This window comes from Spiroplasma alleghenense (genome assembly GCF_003363775.1).
GTDB lineage: Bacteria > Bacillota_I > Bacilli_A > Mycoplasmatales > Mycoplasmataceae > Spiroplasma_B > Spiroplasma_B alleghenense.
The window spans coordinates 846,381-858,788 of the sequence record NZ_CP031376.1 but is presented as its reverse complement, the minus strand read 5'-3'; the positions used below and the strand labels follow the sequence as shown (position 1 = coordinate 858,788).

Sequence of the window (12,408 nt, the reverse complement as noted above, 5' to 3'; positions counted from 1 at the left end):
TAGGAGGTAAAAAATGTACAATAAGTTAAAAGAAACAACAAAAGAGGTTTTTATGAGTTTAGTCGATGAAAAAGATAAAAAAGAAGATTCGCAAGAAGAAATTCTTAAAAATGTATTAAGCAATATTGAAAAGAACTTTGGTAAGGGTTCAATCATGAGATTGGGTGATATTGAGAAACAAAAAATCGATGCTATCTCAACTGGATCTTTTCTAATAGATGATATTATCGGTATTGGAGGTTACCCTAAAGGACGTATTATAGAAATATATGGTCCTGAATCTAGTGGTAAGACAACCTTGGGGTTGCATGCGATTGCAGAAGCGCAGAAAAAAGGTGGGAGAGCTGCTTTTATTGATGCAGAACACGCCTTAGACCCGATGTATGCCAAAAATATCGGTGTTGATACTGGTAACTTGCTAGTTTCTCAGCCAGACTCAGGGGAGCAGGCTTTGGATATTTTAGAAATGCTAGTTAAATCAAATATTATTGATATTGTAATTCTAGATTCTGTGGCAGCACTTGTGCCCAAAGCAGAGTTAGAAGGTGAAATGTCAGATCAATCAATTGGTCTGCAAGCTCGTTTAATGTCTAAGGCTTTAAGAAAATTAAATGGGATTATTTCTAAAACAAACACAGTAGTTATTTTTATAAATCAATTAAGAGAAAAAGTTGGAGTTATTTTCGGAAGTCCTGAAGTTACACCGGGAGGAAGAGCTTTACGTTTCTACTCATCATTAAGACTTGACGTTAGAAAAGGTGAAACTATTTTAGATAATGGTAATCCAATCGCGAATAAAGTCAAAATTAAAGTTGTTAAAAACAAGGTGGCTTCTCCATTTAAAGTTGCGCAGATTACTATCAACTACAACAAAGGTATTGATAAGTTGTCAGAAATTATTGAGTTAGCATCTTTGTATAATATTCTAACTAAATCGGGTGTATGATATTCTTATAAAGAAATAAAAATAGGCCAAGGTAAAGAAGTTGTCAAAAATTGACTTCTAGCTAATACCGAAGAATACAATAAAATTTGTGAAGAATTGGAATCAGTTTTAAAAACAAATAAATAGAAATGAGTAAGTATGAAAAATTTGGATGAACTATTATTAGATAGAAAAACAATAAAAAAATATAATCCGAAAGGAAAAGTTTCAAAAGAACAACTGATAGAAATATCTAATGCTGGCAGAATGGCTCCAAGTGGTTTTGGACTTCAACAAGTTGAGATACTAGTTGTCTCTAATAAACAAAAAAAAGATTTATTAGCAGAAACTTTTCAAGGTTATAATTGTGAAAACATTAAGTCTGCTAGTGCTTTAATCATCGTTTTAGGAATTTCAACAGATACCTATATTTTAGATAATGGTAAATTGATGGATGAAAAACTGTTCGATCCTTCAGAAATGGATATTGCTAAAAAAGAGGAACTTAAAAAACACTTATTGAATATTTATCCTAATATTGAGTTTAAATCTGAATATGACATGATTAACGCTGGAATTCATGTTGGATATATGGCTTTAAAAGCAACTGAATTAAATTTAGGTTCAACAATTATGACGGGATTTTTTGTTGATAAATTAACAATTCAATTAAAAGAAATGGGAATGTTAAAAGAAGGCCGTCGTCCTGTTTTTGGTTTTGCGATTGGAGAACCTGATAATGAATACCCAGGTAACAAACGTCAAAAAATAAGAGTTGGTATTGAAGAGTACGCAAACTTTATTGAATAAAAATAAATAAAAAGTTCTGCAGCAGAACTTTTTATTTTTATATATTGGACTTTAATTCAAAAAAATAGTAAAATTAATTTGTGTTAAAACACAAATCCGCTTGCTTTTCAAGGGAAAGGTAAGATTTAAATGAATTCAAGAACAGCCGTTGAGGTTATCATTGCACTAACTGTGCTATTTTCCATATCGATTATAGCAATTTTAGTTCTTTGCTTTAGCCAACGTCGACAACGACTAATAAAAAAAGCTCAAGACGAAGCCAAAAAAATCCTAATATCAGCAACTGCTGATGCGAAAATTCATTCAGATGAATTAATTTTTCAAGCAGAAAAAAAGATAATGGAAAAAAAATACGAAATTTCTAAACTAGAAACAGATTTAGAAAAAAAAGTTAACGAAATTAGTATTCAAGAAAAGAATCTAGAGTTAAAGTTAGAGTCTCTTTTTAGTAAAGAGACAATTGCTAGTAACAAATATAAAGAATATGAAAAAAAATTGGAAGATGTAATTTCAGCATTAGAAATTGTGTCCAATATATCGCAAGAAGAAGCTAAAGAGGTTCTTTTTAAAAGCGTTGAACATAAATTTACAAAGGAACTAAATTCCCTAATTAAAACCAAACAACTAGAAGCTCATAATAGTGCCAAGGCAAATGCTACAGAACTAATTGTAACAGCAATGGAAAAATATGTTGTGGATGTTGTTGCAGAAAAAACAACAAGTTTTATCAAACTTCCGACTAATGATATCAAAGGTCGAATAATTGGAAAAGAAGGCCGAAATATTAAGGCACTTGAAAATTTTGGTGGTGTTGATGTAATTATTGATGACACCCCGAATATAATTACAATTTCAAGTTTTAACCCAATTAGAAGAGAAGTTGCCACCAGAGCTTTAAACAATCTAATCGCAGATGGAAGAATACAGCCTGTAAAAATTGAAGAAGAAATTTTGAAGCAGCAAAAGGAAATTGAACAAATTACTTTGGAAGCTGGTACTCAGGTCATTGAAGAATTAGGTATTTTTAATATGGACATAGAACTTATTAAATTAATTGGAAAATTAAAGTACCGCACAAGTTATGGTCAAAACGTTTTATTTCACTCAATTGAGGTGGCTAAATTAGCTGGAACAATTGCTGCTGAATTAGGACTAAATACCAAATTAGCAATTAGATCGGGATTATTGCATGACATCGGTAAAGCGGTGGATTTTGAAGAAGAAGGTAGTCATGTAGTACTAGGTATTAATATTGCGCAAAAGTATCGTGAAGATAAAGTTGTAATTAATTCAATCGCCTCACACCACGGGGATTTCCCAAGAGAAGATTTGATTGCTGCAATTGTTTCGATTGCAGATTCGATGTCTGCTGCTCGACCTGGGGCGAGAAATAATTCAGCAGAAGATTTCTTAAACCGTATGAGCGACATTGAAAAAATTGCTAAATCAGTTGAGGGAGTCCAAAATGCTTATGCAATTCAATCAGGAAGACAAATTAGAATTATAGTTGATCCTGATTTAGTTGAAGATTGGCAATTAGTAGGAATCTTAAATGATTTACAAGAATTAATTACTAAGGAAGTTATAATTCCAGGTGAGATAACTATGACAATTATTAGAGAAAAACGAGAAATTAAAATAATTCGTTAAAATAATCAAAAAAACCGTTTATAAACGGTTTTTTTGATATACAATTTATTAGATGATAGTTGAGGTGAAATTATGGGATTTGGAGATTTTTTAGCCAATAGAATGAAAAAGTCTATTGAAAAAAATATGAAAAAAACCACACTAACAGAAGACAACATTAAAGAAACTCTAAGAGAAATTAGATTAACTTTAATCGAAGCTGACGTTAACTTGGAAGTAGTAAAAGAATTCATTAAAAAAATTGAAACAAAAGCTACTGGACAATATATTTCAGAAGGTGTTCGTGCTGACCAACAAATGGTAAAACTAGTTCATGAAGAATTGGTTGATATTTTAGGTAAAACCAATAAACCTTTAGAAATTTCTAAACGCCCATCAGTGATTATGATGGTTGGATTGCAAGGAGCTGGTAAAACCACAACAGTTGGTAAAGTGGCTCATTTAATTGCCAAAAAACACAATAAAAAACCTTTAGCTGTTGGATTGGATATTTACCGTCCTGGTGCGATTGATCAGTTGGTTGAAATTGGAGCAAAGAATAATTTTGCTACTTTTGAAAAAGGTAAACAGGACCCAGTTAAAACTGCCAAAGAAGCTATGGATTATGCTGAAAAAGAAAATTTTGATGTTGTAATTTTGGATACTGCGGGTCGTCTGCAAATTGATAAAAATTTAATGACAGAATTAAATAATATTCGAAAAGCTGTTTCACCTCAAGAAATCTTAATTGTAGTTGATGGTATGACTGGTCAAGATATTATTAACGTAACAAAAGAATTCGATAGTCTCTTGAAATTAAGCGGGGTTGTTGTAACAAAACTGGATGGAGATGCTCGAGGAGGAGCAACACTTTCAATCACCAGTATGACTAATTTACCAGTTAAATTCATTGGTGAAGGTGAGGGAATTGGTGCTCTAGCTGAATTCCACCCCAAACGTATGGCTGACCGTATTTTGGGGATGGGTGACGTTGATAGTTTATTTGAAAAAGCAACTGAAGTTGTGGACCAAAGAACTATGGAAAAAACCATGAAAAGAATGTTCATGGGACAATTTGACCTAGAGGATCTACGTAACCAATTGGCACAAGTTGCCAAAATGGGAAACCTTGGAGGAATTATGAAAATGATTCCCGGGGCTCAGAAATTAACTGAAAGTCAATTAGAAGGGGCGCAAAAAAAACTTTTTGTTGCTAACATTCTAATGAATTCAATGACGTTGAAAGAGCGTCGTGAGCCTCGTGTATTAAAAGCAATAAATCGTAAACAACGTATAATTAAAGGTTCAGGGAGAACTGAAAAAGAATATAACGACTTATTGCAACAATTTGATAAAGGTAAGAAACAAGTTATGGAAATGACTAAACAATTAAAATCAGGGCGTATGCCAAACCTTGGTGGGTTAGGTAAAAAAGGCTTTGGTGGAGGAATGTTTTAATCGTTTCTATACCTGTTCTTATTTTTCATAAAAGAAAGAAGATGCAACAATGAAAAACTATTGGAAAGTAGTTCAATCAGAGTTTCGAGAACGCGTCTTTAGCAGTAAAAAGAGAGTAATAAAATTTGTTGCAATTTGTTTTGTACCTTTTTTATATGCTTTTATCTGTATTTGAGCTTTTTGAGACCCTATTTCAAACATTGGTTTAGCACCAATGGGAATTATCAGTAATGATAATCAAGTAAATTTAGTTTCGGGAAAAACTAATGGAGCCACACCGATTCAAGGAATTGGAGTTGCTAAAGCCTACGTTGATAAAAACGGGCAAACCCACCAAATCGGTCAAGAAAAATTTGACTTTAGTAATAGTGCGGAAAAATTTGAAAGTATTATTACAACAAACGGCACAGAAATTAAACCAGGAGAAGATTTTAATTCTTATTATGTTTCTCTAATTGATTTGGTAATGGAAACTTGAAAAACAAATAGTGTTCCAGGAATTAGTTTTAATGCTAAAAAACAAAAGTATACTTTTGAAGCTAGTGAAAATATTTCCCTATCTAATGTGGAATATAAAAATGGTGCAGAAGCTAGAAAAATAGCTACGCAAAATTCTGATGGAAGTTGAAAAGTTTTGGACTCAAAAAAATATTGAGTTCAAGTACAACTGCCACAAGACTTTTCTCTTAATGTGGTTAATGTTTTTGACCACTTTAGTCAAAAACTAAATATCTCAAATCCAGAAGATAGTGAAAGTTTAAAAGATATTTTAGCAGACTTTGCTAAATCACCAATTAATTTATGATCAACTTATCGCAATAACTTTATCTTTGGTCAATTTATTTATTTATTTGACCATTTTAAAGCTGGGGCTTTAATAGAATCGGGTCCCCAAGTGGCAATAGCAACCTTACAAAAAATGCTAGAATTAGCACCAGCCATGGATGACCAAGCAATTCAATTAATTGAAACAATTGCCAAACTTGGAATTGGGATAATTAATTCAGCAAACAACATTTTACCAGATTTCTCAAAAGGTATAACTAGTGGAATTGATGGAATTGATTACAACCTTTATGGTCTTGGATTAGGGCAATTCTTCTTGTGTATTGGAGCATGAGTGGGAGTGCTAATGCAAACATTCATTTATGATCGTAAAAAAAGAGTTCAGTCTGCTTCAACATTATCGTTTTATTTTGGTAAACTAACCTTAATGTTAGCAACAGCTCTAATTCAAATCACCATCCTAATGCTAGCGGTCTTTGGATTAGGATTCCATGTAATTGGAGCAGAGTTCTGATTATTATTCTTATGAATGATATTTACAACCTTTATATTTACAATTATTATTAATGCTCTATGATTTAGTTTCAGAGATCAAACTGTGGGTAAATTCTTATGTGTGGTATTTTTAGTAATCAACCTATCATCTGGTTGAGGAACTTTTCCCACATTTATGCAAGCAAAATTCTTCGAAGTCCTAAGTTATATTGCTCCCTATACTTACTCAATTCACGGACAAGGAGCAATAATTTATGGACTAGCAGCAGGGGGTCAAAACCTGGCTGATAACTTAATTATTTTAGCTAACTTTGGCTATTTATTGATTTTTGGAGTCATATTTGCCCTTTTAGGAATCTATTCAGCTCGTCAACGTCACCGTGAAATGATGTTCTCAACTTCGAGTAATAAAAAATTAGTTGATATATTAACCGAAATGAATTTAACTGATTTTATTACTAACAAAAACAAAGCTAACTGAAAAGAGTTAGAACTTCAAGACCGTCAATTAATTTGCAAAAATGTGGCGGCAAAATATCCTGAAGAAAAATTCTTTAAAAGTTATGAAAACTGAAGAGATCAACAATCTTTAAATAATTCTGAAATTAAAAATCCTTCACAAGCTTCTCCAAGCGATGATGAATAGTAAACTAAAAAATCCTAAGACTTTAAAAAGTCTTAGGATTTTTTGTTGAAGGCTTTTGATTGTAAGCCAATAAAAATTAGCTCTTCTTTAATTAAATAATCTTCTTGCTCAAATTGGTGGGTTATAATTTCAGCATTCCCCCCGGTAATAACAACTTGATGCTTTTTAGTTTTTTGCAAATCTTCAATCAAAGCCTTTATCATTTTAAAGTGACCATTAATTGCTCCAATTTCAATTGCGGTTTTAGTGTTAGTTCCTAAAGTCATTTCCGTGTAATTAAACTCATATTGACTCAGCATAGCGGCATTCTGAATTAAACTATTTAAGGCAATCTTAATTCCTGGAGCGATAATAGCGCCTTTGAATTTCATATTTTCAATAACAAATAAAGTGGTTGCTGTACCCATACTAACAACAATACAATCTTGTAATTTTAGACCATCAACGACCCCATAATAGTTGGCGATAAAATCTGAACCTAATTTATTAATATTAACTTCTTGAAAAATATTTAAATCATGTTCAAAGTGTTCCTTAATTGCGAAAACAGGGATTCGTTTTTTTTCAGCTCCTTGATTTATTAAATTTGTCCAAATTGGCACCACTGATGAAAAGACGACTTTACTTAAGTTTTCAATTTTATCAAAAATACTAATAATAAAATCTAAATTTTGTTTCTCTTCATCCTTTGTTCAAATTCTTTCTAATTTAATAATTTGTGAGCTAATAGTTGATGTATATCTAAAGTCAACAGTTGTATTGCCCACATCGATTAATAAAACATTTTTCATATCAGGTTCCTCACAAGTATTATATCAAATAAATTTATTTAATTATTTTTAATAAACCTCAAACATATTATAAAAAAGTGCTTTAATAATAGTAGAAAGATATAAAAAGGTTTAAATAATGATAGGAATTTATTCAGGCAGTTTTGATCCGATTCATGAAGGTCATATCGAAATTATCAATAAAGCTTTAAAAGTTTTTAACGAAGTTTGAGTTGTTGTTAGCAAAAATATTAACAAAGATTGTCAAACTAGTTTGGATGATAGAGTGAAAATGATTGAAAAACAACTAATTAATTTTAAAAATATTAAGGTCATGAAAAATGAGGATAAATTAACTGCTGATTTTGCAAGGGAAAATAATATAAATTTCTTAATTAGAGGATTACGCAATTCTGACGATTTGAAGTACGAAATTATGCTTGCTGATGGTAATAAGTCGGTTTATCCAGAAATTGAAACAGTGTTTTTTATTTCTGATTTACCAGTGCGGCAATTATCTTCATCAATTATTAGAGAAATCAACGCTTATAAAACAAAAAAATAGAGGTGAAATTTTATGTTAAAAATAAATGAAATTAAAGATAAATTAAAAAATGGTAATAAAAAATTAAAAATTGTTTTTCCAGAAGGTGATCAAGAAAATATCGTCCTAGTTGCGCAAAAGTTAGTTGAAGAAAAAATGGCTCAACCGGTTTTGATCTACAAAAAAGCAAGTGAAGTTCCTGCGAAAATTAATCCAGAAATCCAAGTTATAATAATCGAAAGTTATGACTTAGAAAAAATGGCAAATCAATTAGTTGAGCTAAGAAAAAATAAATTAACTATTGAAGATGCTCGACCTTTAGTTAAGGAACCAAATTACTTTTCAACAATGTTAATAAAAAACAACGAGGTTGATTGTATGGTTTGTGGTTTAAAATACTCAACAGCAGACACATTGAAGCCAGCCTTGCAAATTATTAAAACCAAACCAGAATTTAAAATTGCTTGTTCTTCAATTATTATGACAAAAGGGGAAGAAAGCTACTTATTTGCTGATTGTTCTTTAAATTTAAATCCTGATGCCCAACAATTAGCTGAAATTGCCAAAATGAATGCCGAATTTGCTATCAGTTTAGAGGTTGAAAAGCCACAACTAGCACTACTTAGTTATTCAACTCTTGGTTCAGGGCATGGAGAATCAGTTGAAAAGGTTGCTAAAGCATCAGAAATTTTAAATCAAAATAAGCAAAACTTTGTTTATGCTGGGGAAATTCAATTCGATACAGCCTTTGATTCAGAAGTTAGAAATAAAAAGGCTCCCAACATTGCGATTACAAAAAGACCTGATATATTTGTTTTTCCAGATTTAAATTCTGGTAATATTGGTTATAAAATTGCTCAAAGAATGGGTGGTTATGAAGCTGCTGGACCTTTTATTTTAGGTTTAAACGCCCCGGTTAATGATTTATCACGAGGAGCCACTTTGTTAGATATTTATAACACATCAATAATAACTTTATACCAAGCATTAAAAAAATAAGGAGAAAATAAATATGTATATGATAATAAACTCGGGAAGCAGTTCAATAAAATTTAAGCTTTTTAGTACCGATAAAGACGAAAAAATAATAACTGAGGGAATTGCTGAAAGAATCGGAATTGATGGTCGCCTTGTAATTAACTATCAAAACGAGGAACATAAATTCGAAGATAAAATGAACGATCATAATATTGCGGTTGAGATGATTTTAAAAAAACTACTAAGTTTGAAAATAATTGAAAACTATAACCAAATTGAAACTGTTGGTTCTAGGGTAGTTCATGGAGGCGAGCAAATAAAAGAAAGCGTTGTTATTACACCTGAAACAAAAGAAATTATTAAAAAATGTATCAAACTAGCACCACTTCACAATCCAGGAGCTTTAGTTGCAATTGAAGCTTTTGAAAAAATTATTCCTAACGTTTTACAAGTGGCTGCTTTTGATACTTCATTTCATCAAAGTTTAGCTCCAGAGCAGTATTTATATCCGGTACCCAATTCTTGATATGACAAGTATGAAGTGAGAAAATATGGCTTTCATGGAATCAGTTATAAATATATTTGTGAACACTTTGGGAAAGTTTTTAAAAAAGATGTTAAAAAATTAAACTTAGTAATTTGTCATTTGGGGAATGGGTCAAGTGTTTGCTGTGTTAAAAATGGAGTATCATTTGATACAACAATGGGTTTCACTCCTCTGGCTGGCTTAATGATGGGAACTAGAAGCGGAGATATTGATTCATCTGTAATTGAATACATGGTTAAAGAAACTAACAGTGACGTCTTCAAAATTACTCAAATCCTAAATAAAGAATCAGGACTATTGGGGGTTAGTGAAGTTTCAAGTGACATGCGTGATATTACAGCTGCAGCATCTCAAAATAATTCTAAAGCCCAAAAAGCTTTTGAAATGTATACCCAAAGAGTTGCACAAACAATTGTTCAGTATTTAAATAATTTAGATAGAGAAAAAATTGATGGAATTGTTTTTACTGCCGGAATTGGAGAAAACTCAAATATTGTTAGACAAGCAATTATTGATAAGATTAACATAGTTAATCTAGAAATTGACAATAAAAAAAATCTAGAAAAGTATGATGACTTTAAAGAAATAAGTAGTACAAAAAGCGAAATTAAAATTTATGCCTTTCGAACAAATGAAGAACAAATGATTTTAAATGATATTAAAAAACTAAAAAAAAATAAATAAATAGTTTTTTTTATAATTATTCGTGATATTATTAATTTAATTATAAGAATAAGCGATAGCTTATTGTTTTTTCGTCAAATTTGTGTATAATAATTAAAGATTAAAAGTTGAGTCTATGATTCACTTTTTATTATTTTTAATGGAAAGAGGAAGTATAATGGCAGTCCAAACACAATTAGAAAAGGAAAGACCAACTAAAGTCGAGGCTGAAACAAACCTCACTAAACCAAAGATAAAGATTAGTGGTTGAGCTTTTACAAATATTATTTTTGCAAAACTGTTTAAACAAAAGTCAACTTTTGTATTATTGATAGTTTCTGTTGCAATTTCAGTTGCATTTTCAATTCTTTTTTTGACAGCAAAAAATAATGCACAAATTTTAAGTTACTTCGATTACTTTTTCGTAGTATTTATGAGTTTTATTATTTTCGTATCAATTATGAAAATCACTCAAACACTATGGAAAACTCAATTTGAAGATAAAAGTATTGTTATTTACCAAGCACAATCAATCTCGCGAACAAAATTATTCTTCGCAATGTTTTTATCAAGTTTATATTTAATAATTATTATTATCCTTATCAATCTTGCAACAATGTTAATAATTTTTATGGCATTCCACTTTAAATTAAATGTAGTTTTCCTAAGATTTTGAGTTACATTATTAATTTATTCATTGATTGCTGCATTTTGTTTGGTGTCGTTTTGTACATTTATTAACCTAATATTTTCACAAGCTTTCACTTTGATTTTATTTACATTTATTTTAGCAGCAACATTCATTTGTTCTCTACCTTACCAATTCTATCGTCAGTCACTTGATGGAATTTCAATTAGATTTACTGATACAACCGGTAAATGACAATATCAACCAGATACTGTTTGAAAAGCCAAAGAGGTTGAAAACCGTCTGAACTTCCAAACTTATGTAGAAGCTGGTCAAATCAAATATCCTCATTTGTCAAAATGAATTAATGACTATTTTGTTTCTGGAGAATACATTCAAGGATCATGAGAAAGAGGAAGTTCTGATTGTGTTGTTGACATTAATAAACCTGGAAAACAAAATTGTGCTTTAAACGAAAGACAGGCACTTTGAAGAGATTTGGGACTTTTAAAAACAACAGAAAGTAGCGCTGATTTAAACAACGTTTTACTACAAAATGCCCCAACCTCCGATCCAGTTTGAGATAAAACTTACCCAACTAAAGGTTCGCGTGCAAGTTTCCACTTTGTTTTCAAAAACTTTATTTCAAGAAATGAAATCGATTCTTTGATTACTAAATATGAAAATTCAGGTTCTGAAGCAGACAAAGTAAAATTAGATGTTGTTAAGGATTTTGCAAATTACTACGATGATTTAATTGCATTTTTCACTGCACAAGTTAACGCAAAAGACACTCCAATTCCTCAAGGACTAAAATTAGAACTTGGTGAATACAGAATGTTCTATGCAAACTCAAGTAAATTTGGACCATTATTAGACTTTAATGCAGCAGATAGTTGAGTACAGGCTGGAACTGATGGAGAACACCTACCAGTTACCCAAGATCACTTCAACGGAATTGTGAGATCTTATGTTGAGTCAAGTCAAACTTTAAGACCAAGTGCCACAGAATCAACCACAACTACTGCAATGGCTAACTTCATGCTAAAAGCTTATGAACCAACTTATTTAGCAGCCAGAATTTTGGAGTACTACTTTATTAGTCAAACTTCAGACTTCACATATATCACAAATTTAACAATTGTAAATGACTCTTCATGAGAAAATTACAATAAAAAAACAGACTTTAATAGATTAGTTTCAAATTTTAACTTTTTAGAAAAATTCTTACAATTCTATACATCAAATAGAGGTTTTGCTTACGGGGATTTCTGATTTAATCCTGAATCAAACTCAAGCATTTCTTTTGAAGATCAAAAAAACTTGTTCCTGTCATATGATGATCCAAGGATTTTTGCCAAAGAAGTTGATGGAAACACAAATGCATTAAATGTTAAATTTGATAAATGAAAAAATTATAAATCAAATAGCTGAATGTTTGTAGCAACAGATTCAGTTCTATGTTTAATGCTGCTAATTATTTCATCGGTAGTATTTAAACGTATGGATATTAACTAGAAAGGAGCGAT

General features: G+C 30.9%; 10 protein-coding genes. 9 read left to right on the top strand and 1 reads right to left on the bottom strand.

Annotated elements, in window-relative coordinates; translation table 4 throughout:
- The first annotated feature begins 52 nt into the window (after positions 1–52).
- The 5 genes from recA to SALLE_RS03855 all read left to right on the top strand — a co-directional run bounded on the left by recA (position 53) and on the right by SALLE_RS03855 (position 6,749).
- Entirely contained in the window at positions 53–1,072 is a 1,020-nt protein-coding gene (gene recA, locus SALLE_RS03875; RefSeq protein ID WP_115558727.1) for a recombinase RecA, read from the top strand.
- Positions 1,073–1,084: 12 nt separating this feature from the next.
- A complete protein-coding gene (locus tag SALLE_RS03870) occupies positions 1,085–1,735 on the top strand; it encodes a nitroreductase family protein (RefSeq protein WP_115558311.1) in 651 nt (216 codons plus the stop codon).
- Positions 1,736–1,864: 129 nt separating this feature from the next.
- Positions 1,865–3,385 (top strand): ribonuclease Y, encoded by a 1,521-nt coding sequence (gene rny / locus SALLE_RS03865; protein ID WP_115558310.1) that lies wholly within the window; start codon positions 1,865–1,867, stop codon positions 3,383–3,385.
- Between the two features lie 72 nt (positions 3,386–3,457).
- A complete protein-coding gene (ffh, locus tag SALLE_RS03860) occupies positions 3,458–4,822 on the top strand; it encodes a signal recognition particle protein (RefSeq protein WP_115558309.1) in 1,365 nt (454 codons plus the stop codon).
- A 49-nt stretch (positions 4,823–4,871) separates the two neighbouring features.
- A complete protein-coding gene (locus SALLE_RS03855; RefSeq protein ID WP_115558308.1) occupies positions 4,872–6,749 on the top strand; it encodes an ABC transporter permease in 1,878 nt (625 codons plus the stop codon).
- A 32-nt stretch (positions 6,750–6,781) separates the two neighbouring features.
- Here the strand turns inward: SALLE_RS03855 and SALLE_RS03850 are convergent, their stop codons facing one another.
- The gene (locus SALLE_RS03850) at positions 6,782–7,540 is read right to left on the bottom strand and encodes a type III pantothenate kinase (protein WP_115558307.1); all 759 of its coding nucleotides are present in this window, start codon (positions 7,538–7,540) and stop codon (positions 6,782–6,784) included.
- Positions 7,541–7,658: 118 nt separating this feature from the next.
- Here SALLE_RS03850 and coaD point away from each other — a divergent pair, with 118 nt between their 5' ends.
- The 4 genes from coaD to SALLE_RS03830 all read left to right on the top strand — a co-directional run bounded on the left by coaD (position 7,659) and on the right by SALLE_RS03830 (position 12,397).
- Entirely contained in the window at positions 7,659–8,084 is a 426-nt protein-coding gene (coaD, locus tag SALLE_RS03845) for a pantetheine-phosphate adenylyltransferase (protein WP_218936926.1), read from the top strand.
- 12 nt (positions 8,085–8,096) lie between these two features.
- Positions 8,097–9,062: a phosphate acetyltransferase gene (gene pta, locus SALLE_RS03840; RefSeq protein WP_115558305.1), complete on the top strand. Its 966-nt coding sequence runs from the start codon at positions 8,097–8,099 to the stop codon at positions 9,060–9,062.
- 13 nt (positions 9,063–9,075) lie between these two features.
- Positions 9,076–10,272 carry an acetate kinase gene (locus SALLE_RS03835; RefSeq protein WP_115558304.1) on the top strand — a complete coding sequence of 399 codons (1,197 nt, stop codon included), beginning with the start codon at positions 9,076–9,078 and terminating at the stop codon, positions 10,270–10,272.
- Positions 10,273–10,429: 157 nt separating this feature from the next.
- Positions 10,430–12,397, top strand: coding sequence for an ABC transporter permease (locus SALLE_RS03830; RefSeq protein ID WP_115558303.1), 1,968 nt, complete (start codon positions 10,430–10,432; stop codon positions 12,395–12,397).
- Positions 12,398–12,408 lie beyond the last annotated feature (11 nt).